The organism is Bradyrhizobium sp. 23AC (assembly GCF_054863025.1).
Window position 1 is genome coordinate 112,981 of record NZ_JAVAYN010000022.1, and the last position, 23,061, is coordinate 136,041.

Sequence of the window (23,061 nt, forward strand, 5' to 3'; positions counted from 1 at the left end):
ACTTCCGGCCCTAAAGAAGCTCCGGCTAGGCACGGAACGGAACCGCTATTCGGTTCCGTCGCCCGAGAGCATCGGTCCGAACAGCTCCCATGACTGGCCATTGAACCGCATCATGCGAAGCTGTTCGATGGGGGTGTAATCGGTCGGACTGGTTTTCGCGACGATGCCTGGAAGGTATTGGGGAATTGGGAGGTCGAGGCTCGTAGCCTGCTTCATGATGTTTTCCCGGCTGAGATCATCTCCACATTGGTTGAGGATTCGGATCATGACGCCAGCCGTCACGTAGCCTTGGATGTTGGCTCCATCGGTCACATCGCCCTCGGGATACCATTTCGCCATGAACTCGCGATATTCGTTCATCGCGGGATCATCCTTCCATTGCGGATCATTAGGATCCTTAATGTAAGCGGCGCTCATGATACCTTTGGATTGCTCAAAACCCGCCGGTTTGAGAACACTCGACACAGACACAGATATGTTACTCATGATGTGCACCGGGTGCCAATCGAGTTCGGCGATCTTCTTAATCGCCTGTGCAGCGAATTTGGGCGTGCTGAAGTTGAGAAAGATATCCGCATTCTGGTTGCGGAGCTGGACGATCTGCGAATCGATGTTCGGAGATGTGACTTCATAGGCCGCTTCGCTCACAACGATTCGCGACCTTTCCGATCCGAAGACAGCGTTCAACCCTTTCAGATAGTCCTTACCCAAATCGTCGTTCTGATAAAGAACGGAAACGCGTTTGCCGGGAAAATTCTTGAGAATATAGTGCGCGTAAAGTCGTCCCTCAGTCTGGTAGTTCGGGGGCCAAGCGAGTGACCACGGGAAGTTCTTCGGGTCATCCCATTTTGCGGCGCCGCTTCCGATCATAAGATGGGGAACGCGCTTTTGGTTGACGTATTTTTGGATCGCGCTGTTGCTGGCAGTGCCGAAGGTGCTGAAGAGCAGCAGAACCTCGTCGCCTTCCACAAGTTTCCGAGTTTGTTCGACAGCTTTAGGCGGGCTGTAGCCATCGTCGTAGGAGATAAATTTGATGCGGCGGCCGTTCACCCCTCCTGAGGCATTTGTCATCTTGAAGTAGGCTGCCTGTGCCTTCGCGATCGTGCTGTATCCAGATGCGGGACCGCTGTAGGGCGAGAAGTTTCCGATCTTGATCTCTGTATCGGAGACGCCTGGCGGAGTCGCGTTCTGCGCATGCGATGGTCCCACCGATATGCTCAAAGCCGCGAGAAAGACCGTGCTGAAGATTGAATGACGCATCGCCCTCGTATTCCTCCCTGATGGTCCTGCTTGATTACGAGACGCCCCAACGTTGCAAGCAGGTCGTTCTCGCTGCCCGCATTACTCTTCGCCGCTGGTCTTGAGAGCGAAGCTTGCAAGATGGGCAAGCGGCGCTCGGCTTGGCAGTTCGGGCTGGTACGCAGTGTACCTAAAACTTACTAGTTGACAAGCAAATATTATGAGTTACAAAGCCCAGCGCGGTCACCCTCGAGAAGGAATCCGCGGCGTGGATAGGTCTGCTGCCGCGTCGATGCGCGCATCGTGGGCTGCGCTTGTGACAGCCAGTAAGCCGGGAGGAAGCGGTGAGTCAGGTTTTGGATTTGGGCGGACGAGTCGCTTTCATTACCGGTGCGGGCCAGAACGTTGGCCGGCGAATTGCGCTGCACTTTGCTGCGCACAATGCCGGCGGAGTGGCTGTAAACGATTTCCATTTGGATCGGGCTGAGGCCGTCGCGGAGGAGATTAGGTCGGCGGGCGGTAGGGCGTTGGCTGTACAGGCGGATGTGACGGATCTCGCGAGCGTCAAGGATGCAGTTGGGCGCACTGAAAAGGAATTTGGGAAGATCGGGATTCTCGTCAACAATGCGGGCAATGCGGGTGCAAACCCGACGGCTGATCTTAAGAAGCCCTTTTGGGAAGTGGGATCTGAGGCCTGGAACAAGTTTATCGGAGTGAACCTCTACGGTGTGATCAATTGCACGTCGGCGATCATTCCCAGCCTGATCGAGCGTCAGGCGCCCGGAAGGATTATCACGATCATTTCAGATGCCGGACGGTGGGGGGACCCTGGCCTGGAAATTTATGCGGGAGCGAAAGCCGGCGCGGCCGGCTTCATGCGGGCCGTTGCGCGTACGCTCGGTCGCTATCAGATCACGGCCAACTCGGTAGCTATTGCTGCGGTTTCTACGGATACGAACTCGCGGGTGAATCCGAATCCGGAGATCGAGAAGCGCATTCTCGAGAAGTACATCATTCGCAGGCGCGGTGATCCCGTCGACGTTGCGAATATGGTGCTGTTCCTTGCGTCAGACGCGAGCCCCTGGATCACGGGACAGACCTATCCTGTGAACGGCGGGTTTACCTTCGCACTCTGATTACGCGCCCGCCTCGGGTTACGATCAAACTTTAAAACCGTGCCACAATTCTTATAACCAGCGGAGTCTTGCCATGAACTTTGAACTCTCCGACCGTCAGAGGGAATGGCGTGATCGCGTGGTTCGATTTCTCAACCAGCATGTGAAGCCCGCGGATTCAATCTATCACAGCCAGGAGTCCGAGGGGCCGCGCTGGAAGGTGATACCTGTCATCGAGGACCTCAAAAAGGTGGCGCGCGCCGAAGGCCTCTGGAACATGTTCATGCCGCCCAACGATCATGAAGATGATGAGTTCCGTGGCGCGGGTCTGACCAATCTCGAATACGCTCCGCTCGCTGAGGAAATGGGCCGGATCAAGTGGTCCTCAGAGGTCTTCAACTGCTCCGCGCCGGATACTGGCAACATGGAAGTTCTGATCCGCTACGGAAGCAGGGAGCAGAAGCGCAAATGGTTGCGTCCGTTGATGGATGGCGAGATCCGTTCGGCGTTCTTGATGACCGAACCGGCAGTTGCATCGTCTGACGCGACTAACATCGAAACCAGGATCGAGCGACGGGGGGATCACTATGTGATCAATGGCCGAAAGTGGTTTTCGTCAGGAGTGCCTGATCCTCGTTGCAAATTGGGAATTCTGATGGGAAAGACCGACCCTTCGGCGGCTCGGCATCAGCAGCAATCCCAGCTATTGCTGCCCATGGACACGCCCGGGTTGAAAGTTGAGCGCATTTTGCCCGTCTTCGGATATGACCAAGCGCCTCATGGACACGCCCAGGTTCTTCTGGAGGATGTGAAGGTCCCGGTGGAGAATATGCTCCTCGGTGAGGGACGCGGATTCGAAATCGCTCAGGGGCGGCTCGGACCAGGACGCATTCACCATTGCATGCGAACGATCGGGGTGGCCGAGTTCGCTTTGGAGAAGATGGTTGAGCGTCTCACGGAACGCGTGGCTTTCGGAAAACGTATCGTAGAGCACTCGGTCTGGGAGCAGAGGATCGCCGAGGCTCGCATCGACATCGAGCGTACCAGACTTTTGACATTGAAGGCGGCTGACATGATGGACAGAGTGGGCAACAAGGGGGCCCAGCTTGAAATCGCAATGATCAAGGTCGCCGCCCCGCGGATGGCTATCGAGATCATCGACAACGCCATCCAGGCGTGGGGAGCTGCCGGAGTGACGGAGGATCCGGGCCTTGCGAGCGCGTACGCTGCAATTCGGTCCCTGCGTTTCGCGGACGGACCGGATGAAGTTCATAACCGGGCTATTGCCCGTCTCGAGTTGAAGCGGCAACGCGAAGCCGCGGAACCGCGGCGCTAGTACCGATGGCATCCGTTGCGAATCCGGATGACGAGTACTCCGGAACCAAAGCCGTCGAGGCAACGCACAGGATCGACGAAGTCCGGCTCGCAGACTGGATGAAGGCGAATGTCGAGGGTTTCGAAGGGCCCATCCGTTTATCTCAGTTTAGAGGAGGACAGTCGAACCCAACCTACCGCCTTGACACGCCAACGCGCTCCTATGTGCTTCGTCGCAAGCCGTTTGGTAAACTGCTGCCTTCGGCGCACGCTGTTGATCGCGAATACCGGGTCATCAATGCCTTGTACAAACAAGGCTTTCCAGTCCCACCGACTTTTGGCTTGTGTTCGTCAGAGGAGGTTATCGGCGCTCATTTCTACGTGATGGCCTTCGTTCAAGGCCGGATCTTCTGGAATCAGCAATTGCCTTCCGTCGAGCGGCAGGAACGTTGGCCGATCTACCTCGGCGAAATCCAGACGCTGGCCAAGCTGCATAATTTCGAACCGGCAAGTATCGGATTGGGAGACTACGGCCGGCCGGGAAACTATTTCGCGCGGCAAGTCGACCGTTGGACCAAACAGTATCGGGCGTCGGAAACCCAACCGATACCGGAGATGGAGAGGTTGATCGAATGGTTGCCCAGGACCGTTCCGAAGCAGGCCCGTGTCTCGGTGGTTCATGGTGACTATCGCCTCGACAACATGGTCTTTGCCACAGGCGGGCCCGAGGTTGTCGCCGTGCTCGACTGGGAGCTGTCGACGCTTGGCGATCCCCTGGCGGATTTTACCTATCTATTGTTGCAGTGGATCTCGTCCTCTCCCGGCCGAGTAAGCTTGTACGGTGCAAACGTCAGTGAGCTCAACATTCCCGATGTCCATCAGGCGATCGAGATCTACGGCACCGCTACCGGAATGGGGGCAGTCGCCAACCTGGACTGGTACTTCGCCTACAACCTGTTTCGGCTAGCCGGTATTGCGCAGGGAATTGCGGGCCGCCTTCGCGATGGCACGGCTTCGAGCGCGCGCGCGCTCGAAGCCACAGAGCGCGTCGCGCCAATGGCCAAACTAGCATGGCGCTATGCCATGGTGGCGGGTGCGCAATGAACGATCCGCGCACGAGCCGCCAACAGAAGAACGTTGCTCCCCGTTGAAGAGGGAGTGTCTATTGATGATCCTATTCGACATGTCCGGCTAGGTCGCAGTGATCAAGGGCTCATCACGTGGCATTGGCCGCGTCATCGCTGATCGGTTGGCAGAGCATGGGGAAAATGTCGTTATCTCGTCGCGTTAGGCGGCTTACGCCTGAGGAGGCAAGACCTCTCGCCGGTATCGAACGCTATAATGAACTGGAGGCCGGCTATTCAAAACGACAGGTAACACGTCCGCAACCATTGTCTACGCTCTGGTGGACTCGCCCACCAGGCAGCGCGTCGCTCGCTCCATGTCCAATACCGATCGCCCTCTAGAACATGCCCCCGCCGGAACCGCCGTCGATGACGACATTCTGGCCGACAATGAAGTTCGCACACTCAGAGGCGAACATGGCCGCAAATCGACCGAAATCCTCGGGCTCCCCCATCCGGCCCGCTGGAATACGCCACTGCCGCGCCACCTCGCTCTTCGCCTGGTCGACCACATCCGCTGGTGCTTGAGCCAGATTGTCGCGCGAAAGGAACGACTCCGTCGCATACATTCCGGGCAAGAGATTGTTGATGGTGACGTTGTGCTTCGCCACTTTCCGCGCCACCACGGCTGTATAGCTGGCCAGCGTCGTGCGCGGCGCACCGGAGAGCAGCCGTCGCTCCACTGGAAATTTTATAGCTACCGTAACGATGTTGATTATGCGGCCCCATTTGCGTTCAGACATTCCGTCCAGGACACCGCGCATGAGTTCAATCGGTCCGACAGTCCCTGTCCGGTACGCGTTCATCCAATCATCTGATGTGATCTGACGGAAGTCTGGCGTGTAGGGCGGCGGCGAAACGGTCGTCACCAGGATGTCGGGAGCTGGGCAGGCTGCCAACACCGCAGCTCTGCCCTCGGGCGTTGAATGGTCGGCCCGGACGAACCTCACTTCCCGACCAATGTCGCGGCTCAAAGCGCCCGCAGCTTCTCGTAAACGCTCCTCGTTTCTGGCGCTGATCAAGACCTCAGCGCCTTCCTTCGCGAGCGCGGCGGCCGTTGCTCGACCCATTCCGGCACTTCCGCCTGCTACGATCGCTTTGCGCCCTTTTATTCCGAGATCCATTCACGCCCTCCTGTTGCTCAAGGCCATGCGGGGCAGCAGAAGACCAGACGCTGCTGCCAACAACCGCGGCAAACCGTCGTCAGCAATCACTGCGTCCTGTGGACATTCCAGAGAACTGTTACTGGAGCTTCGAGGTTTCCACTGACCCCTTTTCGGCGTGCAATGGGAATGTTGACCTGACCGAGAGGGACATGGGTCGGGTATTCCGTTAAACGACTCTGGATCGCTTCAGCAATTGTCTTTTGTTGTTCCGGATCGGTCGTTTTGCTGAACTCCTGTCGCAGCTCTTCCAATTGTGGGTCGCATGGCCAGCCAAACCACGCCTTGTCGCATGAAGCATTTGTCATGCCGTTTACCAAAGGATTGGACAGGTCCGACGCATCGGGCATTGTAAACATCGCATTCCATCCAGCTGGAGGAGAATCCTTCTTCGCTCTCCGGGCAACCAGAGTGGACCAGTCCATCCGCTGCAGATCGACCTTGAATCCGACCTGCTCCAGCTGAGCCTTGGCGACCGACGCCAGGTTGTTGAGAATGGGAAGATCGGTGGTTCCCATGAGAACAACAGGCGTACCGTCATAATTCGCTTCTTTGAGAAGCGTCTTCGCTTTGGTGAGATTGGAGCTCAGCTTGTCATCCCAACCTACCGTCGATCCGAGCGGAGTATTACAGATAAAGACGGCCTTGCATTCCATATAGAACCTCGGATCTCCCACCGCAGCGTTGAGGAAATCCTTCTGGTTAAGTGCGTAGAGCACAGCCTGCCGAACCTTGGGATTGTCAAACGGCTTATGAAGCACGTTGAATCGAAGCAAGTATTGCGAACCCTGCTTGTTCAGTTTGACGAGTTCAATCTTCGGGTCGTGCTCAAGGAGCGGGAACAGATCAGGTTGCGGGGACTCAATCATGTCGACCTCGCCGTTTATCAAGGCATTCACGGCGGTTTGTGAGTCGCCGATCGTGACCCACTCCACGCGGTCGACCTTTGCAAGCTTGCCGCCGGCGAGGCCCGACGGAGCTTCAGCGCGGGGCCTGTATTTGGGATTTCTGATGTAGACCGCCTTCTCTCCAGGCTTCCAATCGTCCTTCTTGAAGATAAATGGGCCGGAGCCAGTCGTATCACTTATTTGCGTGTTGGGGTCGATGTCAGCAACCCTCTTCGGCATCACGAAAACGGCGAGTGACGGTTTGGCCAGAGCGGTCATCAACAGCGCGGTCGGCTCGGTGAGCACTATCCGGAAAGTGCGGTCGTCATCGAGGGCCATTTCTTTGACCAGCCGCATCAGCGGCGGTCCCAACGCGACGTCGCGCGCCGCCCAGCGCTTAATCGAGGGGATAACGTCCGCACTCGTCACTGGTTGCCCATCGTGCCATTCAAGCCCTTCTCGCAGCTTGAACGTATAGGTACGCTGATCTTCCGAAACGCTCCAGGAATCGACCATCTGCGGCTGGATCTTCAGATTTGCGTCCCTCGCGAACAGTGTATCGTAGATCATGTAAGCGTGGTTGCGCACAATATACGCCGACGTCCAGTACGGATCGATGATCTTCAAATCGCCTGACATGACCACGCGAAGCTTGGTGGGCTCGGCCGCTACTGACGGCGGCAAAAACCCGAGGATAGATGCCAGGATGACGAGATTGCGGATCCATTCCATCTCTGTTTCCCCTATATTCGTTCATTATCAAAAGCCGAACTGTCTTCGCCATATCACTTGCTAGACAAAAAGCAAGTCGTGTGTCACAATCAGGCTACCCGCCATCAGAGCGAGGAAACGAGAGGAAATGGCCGGTGGCTTCAGGCATCCATACGACGTGCGCATCTTCTACGGTACCAAGTAGGTTGATCGCTTGCGTTCCAACCGCACTCGCTCTGATCGCAGGCCAGCAAACGGCCGCTGATCGTCGACGGTATTTGAATGCTTGAGTTCATCGCACGCCGCCTCGCGGGCACGCTGCCTGTCTTGGCCATAGTAACTCTTTTCGTGTTTCTTATGCTCCGGCTGATTCCTGGCGATCCGGCCGCTGTCATTGCAGGAGACAATGCGAGCTCCGAGCAGATCGAACTCATCAGACAAAGGCTTGGCTTGAACGACGCAATCTGGTCGCAGTTCGGCATCTGGATCAGCCATGTCCTGAGGGGCGATTTCGGCGAAAGCTTTTTCTTTAAACGCAGCGTCGCCGAGCTCGTTTTACAGCGGATCGAACCAACGCTGGCGCTAGCTCTCTGCACTCTTCTGTTCGCGATCGCCGTCGCGGTGCCGATAGGCGTGCTGGCTGCCTACCGTCATGGTTCGCTTTTTGATCGGATAGTGATGGTGCTTTCGGTTGTTGGCTTTTCCGTTCCCGGATTCGTGGTCGGCTACTGCATGATCTACATGTTTTCAATAGTGCTCAACTTGCTGCCCGTTCAAGGTTATGTGCGATTGCAGGAAGACTTCTGGGCATCGCTGCGGCATCTCATATTGCCGTCGGTGACGCTATCCGTCGGGTTCATTGCACTCATATCTCGCATGACGCGTGCTGCTGTGATCGAGGTCTTGAGAGAGGATTACATCCGCACCGCGCGCGCAAAGGGGCTGTCCCAGGGTGTCATTCTCGTTCGCCACGCCTTGCGCAACGCTGCAGTTCCAGTGCTCACCATAATCGGCACCAGCATTGCCGTCCTCATTAGCGGGGTGGTGGTGACCGAGACCGTGTTCGGTCTGCCGGGGCTTGGTCGGCTCACGGTCGAGGCTGTGCTCAGTCGTGACTTCCCGACAATTCAGGCGGTCATCCTGATGTTCTCAGTTGTTTACGTCCTGATCAATCTGGCGATCGACATCCTTTATACGATCTGCGATCCGAGGATACGGTTTTGAGCCTACTGGTTGAAAACGTTCCGGGTGGAGACCGTTCGCCGCGCGCGGAATGGCCGAACAAGCCACTTTGGCGTCTCGCAATCCTAAATCCTGCTGTGGCAATCGGAGGGTTGGCTCTACTGCTGGTGCTCGGAGTTGCAATTCTTGCGCCCGCACTTGGAACCGTCGATCCCACGAGGATCGATCCGGGAGAACGCAATCGTAGGCCCGGAGCTGAGATTTCAGTACGCTTGGAGGATGGTACTCAAGTTAAGCGGACGGCCATCATGGGCACGGATACGCTCGGCCGAGACGTCTACAGTCGGGTCATCTACGGCACGCGCGTGTCGCTGTTCGTCGGCCTGGCGGTCGCGGTCATTGCCATCGCAATTGGGACGGTGATCGGACTGGTCTCGGGCTACGTCAGGCGGCTCGACGGTCCCATCATGCGGATCATGGACGGGTTGATGGCCTTTCCTGGTATCCTGCTCGCCATCGCGCTTGTTTCGATCTGGCGAGGAGGGCTTATGACCGTGATTTTTGCGATCGTTGTACCCGACGTGCCACGAGTCACAAGGCTTGTGAGGTCAATCGTTCTGAGCGTTCGCGAAGAGCCTTACGTGGAGAGTGCGGTTTCTGTCGGTACACCAACATGGATTCTTATGCTGCGCCATATTTTGCCTAACACCATTGCCCCGTTGATTGTCCAAGGCACGTTCCTGGCGGCATCGGCTGTCTTGATCGAGGCGGCGTTGTCGTTCCTGGGCATCGGAACGCCCGCTGAGATCCCAAGCTGGGGCAACATCATGTCCGAAGGACGCGCTCTATTTCGCATCTATCCTCATAACATCCTATTTCCGGGCCTGTTCCTGGCCATTACGGTCCTTTCAATCAACATGATGGGTGACGGGCTACGCGATACACTCGACCCGAAAATGAGCGAGGGCGCATGACGGAGCTGTCTCCGACGGTAGAGCCGGTGCCGTTGGCTCGACCTACCGCACCGAAGAACAAGCCGATCCTAGAGGTGCGTGATCTCACCGTTGATCTTCCAGCTAGAGGGGACCGATCCTACGCTATCCGGAATGTCAGTTTCACCATCAATGCGGGTGAGGTCGTCTGTCTCGTAGGTGAATCGGGATCTGGCAAATCAGTGACGGCGTTCGCTGCGATGGGCCTGCTTTCCAAAGCTCTGAAGCCATCGGGCGGTCAGATTTTGCTGGAGGGGGAAGACCTACTGAATGCCGATGAGCCGCGGCTCCGGCAGCTTCGATGCGCTCGCATGTCGATGATATTCCAGGAGCCGATGACAGCGCTCAACCCGGTTTTGACATGTGGAAGGCAAATCGACGAAGTCCTCGAGACTCACACTGAGCTTGACTCGAGGTCGAGAAGAGCAAAGATCATATCAATGCTGGTTCGTGTGCGGTTGTCTGATCCGGAGCGGATCTATGCGTCGTTTCCACACCAGTTGTCGGGCGGTCAGCGTCAACGCATCATGATCGCCATGGCGTTGATTCTCGATCCCGTTCTCCTGATCGCGGACGAACCCACCACGGCCTTAGATGTGACGACGCAATCAGAGATCCTCAAGCTGATCTCTGAATTGCAGAGCAGCAACGGGACAGGTGTTCTCTTTATTACCCACGATTTTGGTGTGGTCGCGGAAATTGCGCACCGCGTGGCCGTTTTGCGAACTGGCGAACTTGTTGAAATGGGCCCGGCGGACCAGGTATTGTCGAGTCCTCGGCACGAATATACCAAGATGCTGATCTCCTCCGTTCCCTCTATCAAACCTCCGGTCCGGCAAGTCGCGCAGGAGCGGCCTATTTTGCTAAGAACAGAGAGGCTTGGAAAGACTTACGAGAGGAAAGGCCTTTTCAGACGAGGAGCGGCGGTCCATGCTGTTGAAGACGTCGATTTCGTACTTCGCAGGGGACAGACGGTCGGGATTGTAGGCGAGTCCGGCTCCGGCAAGTCGACGGTGGCTCGTTGCATTGCGCGATTGATTGACCCCAGCGCCGGCAAGATCATGCTTGGCGAGGCGGACATCACGCAAATGTCGTCTTCACAGCTCCGCCCTTATCGACGCCGGGTCCAGATCGTGTTTCAGGATCCCTATCGGTCGCTCAACCCACGGATGACTGTCGGCGCGTCCATAATCGAAGGTCCGATGAATTTTGGGATGAGCAAGGGTGAGGCGCTTGCACGCGCTGCGACACTCATTGAGACGGTGCGGCTCGAGCGTTCGGCGCTCAACCGATACCCGCATCAATTCTCGGGAGGACAGCGCCAAAGGATCTGTATTGCACGCGCGCTTGCAATGGAGCCTGAGCTGATCATCGCCGATGAGGCGGTCTCAGCGCTGGACGTGTCCGTGCAGAAGCAGGTACTTCAGCTGTTGGACGAGGTTCGACGAAGGCTTGACCTTGCCGTTCTATTCATCACCCACGACCTGCGCGTCGCCGCACAAATCTGCGATTGGGTGGCAGTGATGAAGCAAGGGCGCGTGGTCGAATTCGGTACGGCGGAAAGCTTGTTCGAGCATCCGCAGCACGAGTACACCCGCGCGCTCTTTTCAGCAGCTCCTGGCCGGGGGCGTGAGTTCGGCCAGCTTCATCTCGTGGACCCAGATGGGATCGCCGAACGCGTGGTCCCGTAAGTCCTATTTCTTTGTTCGAGCATGTGAGGCTCGGATTTCTTTAGGAGGTTCGCCGCCAAAGCTCGCGCCAATGCCGGTAACAGCCCCGTTACACGGCCAGGGGCTGTCTCCGTAGACGGCAAGCCTGCTCGACAAGACTTATCGACTCCGTAACGCGTTAAGTGAGCCCCAATCTTCGACTGCAGTGCAGTTGCGCTTGACGAGCGCAAGGAGGAGCGCGGCGATGGACGGGTTCTCCGGGAGTTTGTTGGCCGCACCCACGGTGTAAAGTAGTCCGGCCACCGTGTTTAGGCGATAGGAGTGCATTGCGATCTCGTCGGTGTAGCAGGGCTCTATCTCGCGAACCAAAGCTGCATGCCGCTTGACTAGGTCGCGCTCGCAGGTACGACGATCTTGCGCGCTTAGGCTTCCGGTCAAGAAATATGCGACATCGATCTGCGGGTCGCCGATACGAGCTAGTTGCCAGTCTACCAGATATGCGGATGGATTGCCGCCGGCCCCCATTTCGAAAAGGATGTTATCAACGCGCGGATCTCCGTGAAGCAGAGTTCGAAAGTCGGATTTGCGGTCCCACCATGAGCCAACCAGCGGCCCGAATTCGTCAATGATGCTGAACTCGGCCTTTCCAAGCTGATTCGCAAATCGATCGTGGCAGATCGTTGCGCCACTGGAATATGAAGTCTCTAGATGGGATTTGTCGAAGCATTGTTCGACGCCCCAGGTAATCTGGTTGAGCTCCTTTGAATTTAGAAATCGGCGATGCAGCCGGGCAAGCTGCTCGACGACTGCGGCGGCCTCGGCGGTGTTGCAGCCGTCCACCTGATTTCCAAGACGGCAACGATGCGACAAGTCCTCGAGCACCAGGTTGAGCTTGGTGCCTTCTTTGTTTGTTTGGGCTAGATATACCCGGGGGATTTGCACCGGCGGGTCGGAGCTCAGCAGATTGTACGCTGCGACCTCTCGTGGGAAGTAGCCAAAGCGCACAGCTTTCGCACCGAGGTGAGGTGACGCCGGGTGAAATTTCGCGAACACTGTTTGGGGAGCGGGGGACGGTATGTTGTAAGCGATATTGACCTTGGCTGTACTACAGACGGTGCCTTGTCCGATCTGCTCGTTGCGGGCGATCGTCACGAGCGGGACTTCGGTGCCGGAATGGGCGAACAATCGTTGCAGCCACTCTGGCGATATTTGCTCTAATGAGTCCAGGATCTCCGGCGCTTTCAAGTTCGCCGGAACTGCGGGATCGCCCTCGCGGCCCCAGCGGCCTGAGATGTAAGGCGAGTTCCAGCAATGTGTAAGTCTGCCGTTTTCGGCCTGGAATACCTCGATTCCGCATCTTTGTATCGGCGTGCCTTTGCGCGTATGAGCATTCCAGACCGAGCAGACAAAGGTATCATCAGCCAGGAGGACTTCGTGCGTGAAATAAGGCTCGCTTTGAGTTCGTCGGTAGCGAATACGCTCAATCTGCTCATCGTGACTAAGCTTGATGACGGTCGATGCGTCGTGTCGTGTTATTGGGTCGCCACAAATCTCGCGCACGAGCTCGAGCTCGCCGTTATTCCAAACTCGATCCCAATACATCACGATCAGCTCGCGCGGCGTTCTCATCCTACGTCCCTCCCTATTGATCATTCCGACCGCTACTGGCTTGGCAGGTTAGATGCGAGCGCGAACCCACTAGGGTGTCTCGTGCGACCGTCTCATTTCTTGGGGAGCTCCGGCGACGAGGTTCGGAGACCGTCCAACATTGCGTGTCAAGAAACTGCGACACGGGTGTCGCTCCTCCTTTGCATCATTGTTAGTTAATAAGCAAGTATCTTGCGCAGGTACTGAGCCTCTGGTAGCAATCGGTACAGTCATCGTCAGGCATGGTGGGAGGGATTTTCGGTCTCTGCCTCCGCTTTTCCAACTGGAGAGGGTTGATGAGCGAATTCAGGCTATTGATCGACGGAAAAATGGTTCCGGGCGATCTGAGTATGAACGTTGTCAATCCGGCAACCGAGGGAATTGTCGCGTCATGCCCGCGAGCTTCACACCGCCAGCTCGACTCCGCGGTCGGAGCCGCAAAAGTGGCATTTCCGCTGTGGAGCAGCACGCCAATTGAGCGGCGGCGCGAGGTGCTGATGCGGATTGCAGATGTTATCGATCAGAACGCTGAAATGTTGGCGCGCATTTTGACCCAGGAGCAAGGCAAGCCGTTTCCGGACTCTATGCAGGAGATTCGGGGTGCGGCCGGACTATTCCGGCGGATCGCGCCGATGGAATTGCCGATGAAGTTGCTCGAGGAAAGTGAATCCCGTCGTGTCGAAGCGCACCGACGACCGCTGGGAGTGGTGGCAGCAATAGTTCCCTGGAATTTCCCGATCGCTCTTCTGGCTTTCAAGATGCCTCCAGCGCTCCTGGCCGGCAACACTATCGTGGTCAAACCGGCTGCGACCACGCCTCTCAGCACACTCAAACTGGGAGAGCTGATCTGTGACGTTGTTCCTGCGGGCGTTATTAATGTCATCGCAGATGCAAATGATTTGGGTGGTGCGCTTTCTGCGCATCCCGACGTCCGCAAGGTGTCCTTTACGGGATCTACCGCGACGGGCAAAAAGGTGATGGCCAGTGCTGCCGATACGCTCAAGCGCGTAACCCTCGAGCTTGGTGGGAATGATGCGGCGATCGTCCTCGATGACGTGGATCCAAAGGCCGCCGCTCCGAAGATCTTCCAGCAGGCGTTTCGCAACAGTGGCCAGATCTGTGTGGCAGTGAAACGCGTCTATGCTCATGAAGCTGTCTATGATGAGCTTTGCGATGAACTCGCGAAACTGGCGGATGCTGCCGTCGTCGGAGATGGATTGCAACAAGGCGTTCAGATCGGCCCAGTACAGAACAAGGTGCAGTTCGAGCGCGTTCAAGAGCTTCTGGAGGACGCACGGCTGCATGGAAAAGTAATCGCGGGAGGCACGATTACCGAAGGCCCCGGATATTTCGTTCGTCCGACGATCATACGCGACATCGAAGACGGGGTCAGGATCGTGGATGAGGAGCAATTTGGGCCCGTGCTGCCTGTAATGAAATTCACCGATCTTGATGACGCGATCCAGCGGGCGAATAACAGTCCCTGGGGCCTTGGGGGATCTGTGTGGTCGAGGGACGAGCGCCGAGCAGTAGAAGTCGGGAGCCGCATCGAATCGGGCACGGTGTGGATCAACAGCCACGGTAGCCTGGCGCCGCACATTCCGTTTGGCGGCAGCAAGCAATCCGGAATGGGTATTGAGTTCGGCGAAGAGGGATTGGCGGAGTTCACGCAGCTGCAGGTCATAAGTGTTGCTCGATAAAGTTGGCCCGCGAATGACACGAACGCCGTCGCATCACTGCGCGTCGCACGATTTGCGGCAACAGGGTTGGATTGCGCCGGGCAATGGAGAGCGTTCCCAACTTCGGGGACAAATATGGGGCGTCTTAAGAGGAAAGTGAGCACTCGTGGCTGAGTTAGACCAGGTGTCTGCACCATTTAAGGTGTATCAGTGCTTGACTTGTGGGTTCTTGTACAACGAGGAGGTCGGAGCCCCTGATGAGGGTCTCCCCCCCGGTACGCGTTGGACGGATATCCCAGAGGACTGGATTTGCCCGGGGTGCGGTACCCCAAAGAGCGACTTCGACATGGTCGAAGTGGATCCCACCTAAGTCTGACATTTGGATGCTGCGGGCCGTTGCCTTGTCGGACGCTTCCGGCCTTTCTGGTGCCCTTTGTGATCATGGTCAAACGGGGTCTTCGTGGGCAACGAATCGCATCGAGACCAGAGTGACGAAGTCCGCTGCGTCATTTGGCGCCTGTAACCCTTGACGGGCGCCCGGGACGCAATGTGCCCCGTCCATTGCGATGATCCATGAAATCCGCATGGCGGGGGCGGAGGTTCCATCGGAGCCGCATCAGATCTTGGCGGAAAAGCCCAAGCTCTGCAGGGCTCTGCTACCGCTTGGAATACCACAACATATTAGTTGACCAGCCAACAAGTAATGATATAAGTAGGCGCATCAAAACGCCGGAAGGAGATGTCTTTCCGGGTCAGCAAATATAAAGGGAGGGCGGTGAAATGCAGGTTCCGCAGAATTTCGCCGATGCGATCGTGGATCCGCTTGCTTATGCAGAAGTCGAGCGGGTTGACGAGGCGCTCCGCTGGCTGCGCAAGGAAGCACCCCTAACCCGTATCGAGCCTCGTGGGTACGAGCCGTTCTGGACGGTGACCCGGCACGCCGACATTCTGGAAGTCGAGCGCCAAAATGATCTGTTCCATAACGCGGATAGGTCTGTGACGATCATTAGCAAGGAGGCTGAAAGGAACATCAAGCAGATTACGGGTGGTTCGCCGCATCTGAACCGCAACTTAACGCGTATGGACAACCCGGATCATTTTGCTCATCGCCGGATCGCGCAGGGGGTGTTGCTTCCGCAGAAATTGAGGGAGCGTGTACCTCGCATCCGTGAGATCGCCCGCGCATTTGTGAACAAAATGGCGGACTTAGGGGGGAGCTGCGACTTTGCGCGAGACATTGCTTTCCTCTATCCACTGCGAGTTCTTATGGAGATCATGGGGCTTCCCCAGAGCGAAGAACCCTTGATGCTCAGGCTAACGCAGCAGGCATTCAGCTCAACTGACCCGGACTTGAACCGCTCCGGCAAGCAAGTTTCAGAAGCCGAACGGATCGCGGACCTCCACCGGCTTCGGGGTGACCTTAGTGAGTACTTCACGTCCGTCGTGAACGACCGGCGAAAGTGTCCGCGTGACGATTTGGCCAGTGTGCTAGCCAATGCAAAGATCGGGGGCCAGCATCTGCAAGACTATGAATTGGTATCTTACTATGGACTGGTCGCGACTGCCGGTCACGATACGACTGCCAATACGACTGCCGGTGGTGCTTGGGCGCTGGCCGAGAATCCCGAACAGTTCGCCAAACTCAAAGGCGATCCAGCCCTGATCCCAGGTCACGTCGAGGAATCGGTGCGCTGGGAGACCGCTGTAAAGCACTTCATGCGTACTGCTACGGCTGATACGGAACTGAGTGGTCAAAAGATATCGAAGGGCGACTGGCTAATGCTCTGTTATCTTTCCGGCAACCGCGACGAAGCGGCGTTTGTAGATCCTTATCGGTACGACATCAGCCGAACACCGAATAAGCATGTTGCCTTCGGCTACGGGGCGCATATTTGCCTCGGCCAACACCTTGGGCGCCTGGAGATGCAGATCTTCTGGGAAGAGCTTCTTCCCCGATTGGAAAGCCTCGAACTTGCCGGGACGCCGACCCGGACGAAGGCGAATTTCGTCTCGGGGCCGAAGTCGGTACCTATCCGTTACAAGATGCACTGAATGCTGCCGGGCGTCGGCTTCTCGCGAAGTGCTGCTTCGGGGCAGACGAGGCCGTAGATGCGGATTGAGTGCACAAGACCAAGTGCGCTGGGAGCAGCCCAGAGCGCCGGAAGACGATTTCAGTGCCCAGCGGATGCATAGGTGCCCGACGATAAACGCGCAGGGGCGTCCCAATGCAGCACCTTGAGAACAGTTATGTAGCGCGCCAGGAGCCGCGGCCCCGACTAGGGGGTGCGCTAGGGCCATGCGGCACGTTCGCCTCGCCAATCGAAACAAGCGAGCGAGAGGAGATTCGATTGAAACGAGTTTATCAAACGATCGAAGTAGACGTGAGGGGCGCGGCACAGTGGGTTACCCTGAACCGGCCAGACGCACTGAATGCCATTAATACGCTAATGGTGACGGAGCTTCGTGACTATTTCGACGCGCTCTACAACGATCGATCATGTCGCGTTGTCGTTTTGCGTGGAGCCGGTCGCGCGTTTTGTGCCGGGTTAGATATCAAGGCCGCGCGAGAGAAGGAGGGAATTCCGTTTGCGGGCGGCTTCAATTTCCAGGGCTACCTCGCCGATGTTTATGTCAAAATGCGGCGGTGCCCTCAGCCGATCATTTCACTGATTCATGGTGCCGCCTGTGGCGGTGGTTTCGCTTTCACTTTGGCTTCCGACATTCGAATTGCCGGCACGACAGCTCGGATGAATGCCGCGTTTATCCGCCTTGGCTTATCAGCGTGCGACATGGGCGTTAGTTATTTTCTGCCGCGATTGACAGGGTATTCACTGGCTTCCGAACTCATGCTGACGGGGCGGTTCATCTATGCACAGCGGGCGCTGGCGGTCGGGCTTGTGTCTGAGGTTGTCCCCGACGATGAATTGGAGCAAGCCGCTCAGCCATACATCGACGAGATGCTCACGACAGCTCCGATGGGGCTGCGTCTTACGAAGGAGGGACTCAACTTCTCTGTCGATGCACCATCTCTAGAGGCGGCGATCGCGATGGAGAACCGCAACCAATACCTTTCGGGCCAAACTGAAGACTTCAGGGAGGGACTTCAGGCCTTTATCGAGAAGCGCGCTCCGCGATTCAAAGGCTAACTACTGGGCAAAGTGCACAGCATGGCGTTTGTGTCTGGCTGGTCGAAGATTTGTCGGTCGGATGGCGGGCCGAACTGCAAGCATGGGAGGTTTCAAGGTGGCATTTGAGTTGGATGGCCGTGTTGCCATCATTACAGGTGCGGCGAAGGGAATCGGCAAGAGAACTGCAGAGCGACTTAGTGAAGCTGGAGCTCGAGTCGTTCTGACCGATGTGGACGAAAAGGGCGTCAAGGCAGTTGCTGCGCAGCTCGGTGATAGGGCGAGAGCAATTCGCCATGACGTCACTTCACAGCAGGAGTGGAAACAGGTCGTCGCGAGCGTGGAGAAGAATGAAGGGCGGCTAGACGTTCTAGTGAACAACGCCGGCATCATTTTGAGCCGACCGTTTCTCGAGACGACTCTGGAGGAGTTCCGTCGCGTCAACGCGATTAACGTCGAAGGCGCCTTTATAGGTATGCAGTCCGCTGTTCCTTTGATGCAGCAGTCCGCAAAGACGACACCGCATGGTGGCTCCATCGTTAACTTGTCATCGATATATGGCCAGGTGGTGGGCAGGTCTCATTCGGCCTATGCAGCTTCGAAGGGGGCGGTTCGGCTGTTGACGAAGGCCGTTGCAGTTGAGCTCGCTCGCGTTCCATTGGGAAGGATCCGGGTCAATTCCGTGCACCCGGGACCGACCGAGACGGACCTCGGCACCAGCGGACTGCACCAAGCTGTTGAGCAAGGGACGTATCCCAGCGTCGAGGCGGGAATAGAGCAAGGGAAGACACTTTTTCCGATGGGACGATGGGGGCAAGTCGACGACATCGCAAGCGTCATTCTGTTTCTTGCGTCTGACGCATCCAAATTCATGACGGGTGCCGAACTCACAGTGGATGGCGGATACACGCTGTTGTAGTGCGTTCAGCTCTTGTGCTCCGCAAGCGTGCCTCACCTGTGTGACCTGCATCGATCCTGGAGTGCCGCGGGATGCAGGAAGTCAAGGTTGGCGCCTGCGAAGCCAGTCGTCTTCGGGTGCGAAGGATCATTGGTTGAGGCGGTTCACTTCGCCGCCGCAAAGATAACCGCCATCAATCGGCAAAGAAACACCGTTGATGTATACAGCTTGATCGGACGCCAGAAAAACGACCGCCGCTGCAATTTCGCTCAATTTGGCCGGACGCGCGATCGGATACTGCCTGAAGTGTGCTTCTCGAGCGGTCGCGTCTGACATCAGTCGCTCGGTCAAAGGAGTATCCAACATCCCGGGCGCAATTGCATTCACCCGGATCCCTCTACGACCGTAGTCGACGGCGGCAGCCTTTGTCAGACCTTCGACAGCGTGCTTTGACGCCGTGTAGTGCGCCGATAGCCCGAGCGCGATCCGTCCCTGAACCGAGCTATTGTTGATGATGCAGCCGCCGCTGGCTTGCCTGATAAACTGCTGGATTTCGTACTTCATGCAAAGCCAAACGCCCTTTGCATTGGTTGTCATCACCCTGTCGAAGTCACTCTCGTCGAGATCGGCAAGCCGGCCGCCGGGTGCAGCGATTCCGGAATTGTTAAATGCCAAGTCTAGTCTGCCGAAGCGCGAAGTCGTAGCTTCTATTGCGGCGTGGACTTCGGAAGCGACCGTCACATCCGCCTGCACGAATGCAGCTTCGCCTCCTTGCGACTGAATCTGGCGAATCGCCTCGGCCCCCGCTTCGAGGCGGCGACCGCATACCATTACGGATGCACCGGCTGCCGCTAAAGCACTTGCGGCGGCCAACCCGACGCCGCTTGTGCCGCCAGTGACGAAAGCGACCTTTTTCGTCAAAGTCTTTGTTCTTCTTCCGTTCGTGAGCATACAAAATGTCCTCTTGAGCGAGTGGATTGGAGTCCGGTCTTCAACTCACAGCAAAGTCAAAAGCGGGGGCCTGCGCTTGGCCATGTGATCGCGACGCAGTGCAAAGTTTCCGCGGCCGGTGCAAGCTTCAAGACACGAACAGGGGTTCGAACGTGTCGCCGCTCATCGCAATCATGCAGATCGGTGCGGATACCGCCCGAAGGTAAACCATCACTGCGCGCCGCCATCGATGCGCAGCGTCGCACCCGTCGTGAAGCTAGCGTGGTCAGACGCAAGATAGAGCGCCGCAGCGACTATCTCCTCCGGCTGCCCGCCGCGTTTCATCGCTATCGCATCCTTCGCGCGCTGGGCGAATGCGTCCATGTCCCATGCTTTTGAGATGTCTGTGAGAAAAGGGCCAGGCATGATGCAGTTTACGCGTACGGTCGGTCCATAGGCGTTTGCGAATGCCTCTGTCATTGCATTCACGCCGGCCTTTGCAGCCGCATAGGTGATGACGCTTTTGCGCGGCCGGATCGAGGCGGTGCTCGAAATGTTGATGATTACCCCGCTGCCATCGTCCACCATGCGCTGGCCGATCAGAGAGCAGAGGCGAAAGGGGCCCTTCAGGTTAACGTCGAAGACGCTGTCGTAAAGCCGTTGGTCAATATCTACCGGACGATCATAGGTAGGCGATTTGCCGGCGTTATTGATGAGCACGTCGACCTTACCAAAGCGCGTGTACGCAGCGTCTGCCAATCTATCGCACTCGTCCCATCGGCCGACATGGCAGTCGACGGCCATCGCCCGCCGTCCCAGCGCCTCGATCTCCCGCACGACCGCTTGGCACGCATCCAGTTTCCGGCTGGTGACGACGATATCCGCTCCCGCCGAGGCAAAGCCCAGCGCCATCGCGCGGCCCAGACCGCGGCTGCTCCCTGTGATGAGCGCTACCTTTCCGCTCATATCGATAATATGTGGTTTGGTCATGATTGGTAGCCTCATCTTGTTTTGGATAGGCGGTGCTGTTCCGGTGCGAACAGGCCGCCAGTTCTATGCTGGGAGGGTCGGCGCCAGGCCCCGTCGACGACCCAGCGTTGTCAATTTGCCGCAAATCCTATGTAGCGAACGAATTCGAGTTCGGCTCGCGATCAGACTCGACCGTATTTGCGGGAAAGCTATCGTCTGGATACCCCATCGCGATGTAGGTCAGCACGACTTCGTCCTCCGGGATAAAGGCAATCTCTCGGATGATATCGGAGCGCGCAATCCCTTGACCGTTGACAACCGTTCCGAGCCCCTGATCCCAGGCGGCAAGTACGATCCCATAGCAAAGGGCGCCGAGATCGAAGTGACAGGTTGCGCCCGGATCAAGGACCTTGTCATAGGTAGGACCAGTGACACCGGAGCGTCGAATTGCCTGAAACCGCGTAGCGTCCAGTCTTGACGTCGAGCCCTGTCGTCCCGCTCGATGCCCATCGCCCGGAACTGCTTCTTCGCCACGCCGATCTGACGGTCTCGGTGGCGACCTGCGTACTCATGATGGGTGAAAGTATCTCGCTTTGCCGGAGCGCCAGCCATCATCTCTCCCATGTTGCTGGCGCGCACGCGCGCCAATGGTTCGCCTGTCAGAACCTGCACATGCCAAGGCTGGCCGTCCATCGAAGAAGGGGCGCGTTTCGCTAACGCAATGACTCGATCGATCAGCTGCAGCGGGACCGGGTTCCGGTAGAAACCGCGAATGCTTCTTCGTGTCCGTACAAGCCTTTCAAACTCCACGGCATTTATCGAGATCCATATCTCGCTCCCTGGACCCAATGCGGGCCTATCTCCCAGTCTTTGACCGCCGTTGGTCCGATCATAGGTGACGATATTTGCTTGTCAAACAGCAAGTTGTGTGGATTATTGTCCACCGGTGCCGTCGGGATCGAACGCGTCGGAGCGTCTCGCGCGGCGGCCCGACATCTCCAATGGGAAAACCGATTTGTGTCTAATCAAGCCCTCCCGGACTGCCTTTTCAGTCCGAAGATTATGAGTGACCGGGGCCCAGAGCTTAGCTCGATCCAACCACTGCACTTTGGCAGGCCACGAAGGCATTTCACACGTCTGCGCTCTCCGAGACTGCTCAGAAGAGGCCGAAATTAATGTTCGTTGTGATCAACAGGCTCGAAGATCGTCGTGCCGGTGCCAAGCTCGGCGGCGGGGAGAAGCGCATCGAGGCGCAGCACGCCCGCGGCAAGCTGACGGCGCGCGAGCGCATCGAGCTCTTGCTCGACAAGGGATCGTTCGAGGAATTCGACATGTTCGTCGAGCATCGCTCCACCGAGTTCGGCATGGAGAAGACCAAGGTGCCGGGCGATGGCGTCGTCACCGGCTGGGGCACCGTCAACGGCCGCAAGACCTTCGTCTTCGCCAAGGATTTTACGGTGTTCGGCGGTTCTCTCTCGGAAACGCACGCACTAAAAATTACAAAGCTCCAGGACATGGCGATGAAGGCGCGGGCGCCCATCATCGGTCTCTACGATGCCGGCGGCGCCCGCATCCAGGAGGGCGTCGCCGCGCTCGCCGGCTATTCCTACGTGTTCCGCCGCAACGTGCTCGCCTCGGGCGTGATCCCGCAGATATCAGTCATCATGGGCCCCTGCGCCGGCGGCGACGTCTATTCGCCGGCGATGACCGACTTCATCTTCATGGTGAAGAACACCAGCTACATGTTCGTGACCGGTCCTGACGTGGTGAAGACCGTCACCAACGAGGTCGTCACCGCGGAGGAACTCGGCGGTGCCTCGGTGCACGCGACGCGCTCTTCCATCGCCGACGGCGCCTTCGAGAACGACGTCGAGACGCTGCTGCAGATGCGGCGCCTGATCGACTTCCTGCCGTCCAACAACAGTGACGGCGTGCCGGAATGGCCGAGCTTCGACGACATCGGCCGCGTCGACATGTCCCTGGACACGCTGATCCCCGACAATCCGAACAAGCCCTACGACATGAAGGAGCTGATCCTGAAGGTCGTGGACGAGGGCGATTTCTTCGAGATCGCGGAGAGCTTCGCCAAGAACATCGTTACCGGCTTCGGCCGCATCGCAGGCCGCACCGTCGGCTTCGTCGCCAACCAGCCGATGGTGCTGGCCGGCGTGCTCGACAGCGACGCGTCACGCAAGGCCGCGCGCTTCGTCCGCTTTTGCGACGCCTTCAACATCCCGATCGTCACCTTCGTCGACGTACCGGGCTTCCTGCCCGGCACCGCGCAGGAATATGGCGGCCTGATCAAGCACGGCGCAAAACTGCTGTTCGCCTATTCGCAATGCACCGTGCCGCTCGTCACCATCATCACCCGCAAGGCCTATGGCGGCGCCTTCGACGTCATGGCCTCCAAGGAAAT

General features: G+C 57.5%; 18 protein-coding genes and 2 pseudogenes. 13 read left to right on the plus strand and 7 right to left on the minus strand.

Annotated elements, in window-relative coordinates:
- Positions 1 to 45: 45 nt before the first annotated feature.
- On the minus strand, positions 46 to 1,260 hold the full coding sequence (locus tag RAD10_RS35110) for an ABC transporter substrate-binding protein (RefSeq protein ID WP_129142465.1): 1,215 nt from the start codon (positions 1,258 to 1,260) through the stop codon (positions 46 to 48).
- 323 nt (positions 1,261 to 1,583) lie between these two features.
- Here RAD10_RS35110 and RAD10_RS35115 point away from each other — a divergent pair, with 323 nt between their 5' ends.
- From RAD10_RS35115 to RAD10_RS35130, 4 genes and pseudogenes are all read left to right on the plus strand, one after another.
- Positions 1,584 to 2,375 (plus strand): SDR family NAD(P)-dependent oxidoreductase, encoded by a 792-nt coding sequence (locus RAD10_RS35115; RefSeq protein WP_129142464.1) that lies wholly within the window; start codon positions 1,584 to 1,586, stop codon positions 2,373 to 2,375.
- A 73-nt stretch (positions 2,376 to 2,448) separates the two neighbouring features.
- On the plus strand, positions 2,449 to 3,690 hold the full coding sequence (locus RAD10_RS35120) for an acyl-CoA dehydrogenase family protein (protein ID WP_461621020.1): 1,242 nt from the start codon (positions 2,449 to 2,451) through the stop codon (positions 3,688 to 3,690).
- A 5-nt stretch (positions 3,691 to 3,695) separates the two neighbouring features.
- Complete coding sequence (locus tag RAD10_RS35125) at positions 3,696 to 4,772, plus strand: phosphotransferase family protein (RefSeq protein WP_461621021.1); 1,077 nt, start codon at positions 3,696 to 3,698, stop codon at positions 4,770 to 4,772.
- Between the two features lie 97 nt (positions 4,773 to 4,869).
- A pseudogene (locus RAD10_RS35130) lies at positions 4,870 to 4,956 on the plus strand (short-chain dehydrogenase); the annotation flags it as partial.
- A gap of 174 nt (positions 4,957 to 5,130) precedes the next feature.
- On the opposite strand, the gene RAD10_RS35135 reads toward RAD10_RS35130, so the two are convergent.
- The gene (locus RAD10_RS35135) at positions 5,131 to 5,916 is read right to left on the minus strand and encodes an SDR family oxidoreductase (protein WP_129142461.1); all 786 of its coding nucleotides are present in this window, start codon (positions 5,914 to 5,916) and stop codon (positions 5,131 to 5,133) included.
- A gap of 86 nt (positions 5,917 to 6,002) precedes the next feature.
- Positions 6,003 to 7,574: an ABC transporter substrate-binding protein gene (locus RAD10_RS35140; RefSeq protein ID WP_129142460.1), complete on the minus strand. Its 1,572-nt coding sequence runs from the start codon at positions 7,572 to 7,574 to the stop codon at positions 6,003 to 6,005.
- 261 nt (positions 7,575 to 7,835) lie between these two features.
- Here RAD10_RS35140 and RAD10_RS35145 point away from each other — a divergent pair, with 261 nt between their 5' ends.
- The 3 genes from RAD10_RS35145 to RAD10_RS35155 are packed head-to-tail and all read left to right on the plus strand — an operon-like array spanning position 7,836 to position 11,418.
- Positions 7,836 to 8,777 (plus strand): ABC transporter permease, encoded by a 942-nt coding sequence (locus tag RAD10_RS35145; protein ID WP_129142459.1) that lies wholly within the window; start codon positions 7,836 to 7,838, stop codon positions 8,775 to 8,777.
- Positions 8,774 to 9,709, plus strand: coding sequence for an ABC transporter permease (locus RAD10_RS35150; RefSeq protein WP_461621022.1), 936 nt, complete (start codon positions 8,774 to 8,776; stop codon positions 9,707 to 9,709). Before RAD10_RS35145 ends, RAD10_RS35150 begins: the two co-directional genes overlap by 4 nt.
- Positions 9,706 to 11,418 (plus strand): ABC transporter ATP-binding protein, encoded by a 1,713-nt coding sequence (locus RAD10_RS35155; RefSeq protein ID WP_461621023.1) that lies wholly within the window; start codon positions 9,706 to 9,708, stop codon positions 11,416 to 11,418. The genes RAD10_RS35150 and RAD10_RS35155 overlap by 4 nt, the downstream gene beginning before the upstream one ends.
- A gap of 138 nt (positions 11,419 to 11,556) precedes the next feature.
- Here the strand turns inward: RAD10_RS35155 and RAD10_RS35160 are convergent, their stop codons facing one another.
- Positions 11,557 to 13,026 (minus strand): phosphotransferase, encoded by a 1,470-nt coding sequence (locus RAD10_RS35160; RefSeq protein ID WP_461621024.1) that lies wholly within the window; start codon positions 13,024 to 13,026, stop codon positions 11,557 to 11,559.
- 314 nt (positions 13,027 to 13,340) lie between these two features.
- Between RAD10_RS35160 and RAD10_RS35165 the strand changes: the two genes are divergently transcribed.
- The 5 genes from RAD10_RS35165 to RAD10_RS35185 all read left to right on the plus strand — a co-directional run bounded on the left by RAD10_RS35165 (position 13,341) and on the right by RAD10_RS35185 (position 18,767).
- Positions 13,341 to 14,744, plus strand: coding sequence for an aldehyde dehydrogenase family protein (locus tag RAD10_RS35165; RefSeq protein WP_129142456.1), 1,404 nt, complete (start codon positions 13,341 to 13,343; stop codon positions 14,742 to 14,744).
- 181 nt (positions 14,745 to 14,925) lie between these two features.
- Complete coding sequence (locus RAD10_RS35170) at positions 14,926 to 15,093, plus strand: rubredoxin (RefSeq protein ID WP_283810423.1); 168 nt, start codon at positions 14,926 to 14,928, stop codon at positions 15,091 to 15,093.
- Positions 15,094 to 15,503: 410 nt separating this feature from the next.
- Positions 15,504 to 16,775 carry a cytochrome P450 gene (locus tag RAD10_RS35175; protein ID WP_461621025.1) on the plus strand — a complete coding sequence of 424 codons (1,272 nt, stop codon included), beginning with the start codon at positions 15,504 to 15,506 and terminating at the stop codon, positions 16,773 to 16,775.
- Between the two features lie 296 nt (positions 16,776 to 17,071).
- The gene (locus RAD10_RS35180) at positions 17,072 to 17,869 is read left to right on the plus strand and encodes an enoyl-CoA hydratase/isomerase family protein (RefSeq protein WP_461621026.1); all 798 of its coding nucleotides are present in this window, start codon (positions 17,072 to 17,074) and stop codon (positions 17,867 to 17,869) included.
- Between the two features lie 97 nt (positions 17,870 to 17,966).
- Positions 17,967 to 18,767 carry an SDR family NAD(P)-dependent oxidoreductase gene (locus tag RAD10_RS35185; RefSeq protein WP_461621027.1) on the plus strand — a complete coding sequence of 267 codons (801 nt, stop codon included), beginning with the start codon at positions 17,967 to 17,969 and terminating at the stop codon, positions 18,765 to 18,767.
- Positions 18,768 to 18,893: 126 nt separating this feature from the next.
- On the opposite strand, the gene RAD10_RS35190 is transcribed toward RAD10_RS35185, so the two are convergent.
- From RAD10_RS35190 to RAD10_RS35200, 3 genes and pseudogenes are all read right to left on the minus strand, one after another.
- Positions 18,894 to 19,697, minus strand: a complete 804-nt coding sequence (locus RAD10_RS35190; protein ID WP_461621028.1) for a glucose 1-dehydrogenase — start codon at positions 19,695 to 19,697, stop codon at positions 18,894 to 18,896.
- Between the two features lie 210 nt (positions 19,698 to 19,907).
- Complete coding sequence (locus tag RAD10_RS35195; RefSeq protein ID WP_129142451.1) at positions 19,908 to 20,666, minus strand: SDR family NAD(P)-dependent oxidoreductase; 759 nt, start codon at positions 20,664 to 20,666, stop codon at positions 19,908 to 19,910.
- Between the two features lie 110 nt (positions 20,667 to 20,776).
- Positions 20,777 to 21,455 (minus strand): annotated as a pseudogene (locus RAD10_RS35200) (nitroreductase).
- Positions 21,456 to 21,820: 365 nt separating this feature from the next.
- Here RAD10_RS35200 and RAD10_RS35205 point away from each other — a divergent pair.
- On the plus strand, positions 21,821 to 23,061 hold a 1,241-nt coding region (locus tag RAD10_RS35205; protein WP_461621029.1), incomplete at its 3' end, for an acyl-CoA carboxylase subunit beta.

Coding starts and splice junctions, on each gene's coding strand:
- RAD10_RS35110 (WP_129142465.1), bottom strand. CDS start 1,260: ATGCGTCATTCAATCTTCAGCACGGTCTTTCTCGCGGCTTTGAGCATA.
- RAD10_RS35120 (WP_461621020.1), top strand. CDS start 2,449: ATGAACTTTGAACTCTCCGACCGTCAGAGGGAATGGCGTGATCGCGTG.
- RAD10_RS35125 (WP_461621021.1), top strand. CDS start 3,696: ATGGCATCCGTTGCGAATCCGGATGACGAGTACTCCGGAACCAAAGCC.
- RAD10_RS35135 (WP_129142461.1), bottom strand. CDS start 5,916: ATGGATCTCGGAATAAAAGGGCGCAAAGCGATCGTAGCAGGCGGAAGT.
- RAD10_RS35140 (WP_129142460.1), bottom strand. CDS start 7,574: ATGGAATGGATCCGCAATCTCGTCATCCTGGCATCTATCCTCGGGTTT.
- RAD10_RS35145 (WP_129142459.1), top strand. CDS start 7,836: ATGCTTGAGTTCATCGCACGCCGCCTCGCGGGCACGCTGCCTGTCTTG.
- RAD10_RS35155 (WP_461621023.1), top strand. CDS start 9,706: ATGACGGAGCTGTCTCCGACGGTAGAGCCGGTGCCGTTGGCTCGACCT.
- RAD10_RS35160 (WP_461621024.1), bottom strand. CDS start 13,026: ATGAGAACGCCGCGCGAGCTGATCGTGATGTATTGGGATCGAGTTTGG.
- RAD10_RS35165 (WP_129142456.1), top strand. CDS start 13,341: ATGAGCGAATTCAGGCTATTGATCGACGGAAAAATGGTTCCGGGCGAT.
- RAD10_RS35175 (WP_461621025.1), top strand. CDS start 15,504: ATGCAGGTTCCGCAGAATTTCGCCGATGCGATCGTGGATCCGCTTGCT.
- RAD10_RS35190 (WP_461621028.1), bottom strand. CDS start 19,697: ATGCTCACGAACGGAAGAAGAACAAAGACTTTGACGAAAAAGGTCGCT.
- RAD10_RS35195 (WP_129142451.1), bottom strand. CDS start 20,666: ATGACCAAACCACATATTATCGATATGAGCGGAAAGGTAGCGCTCATC.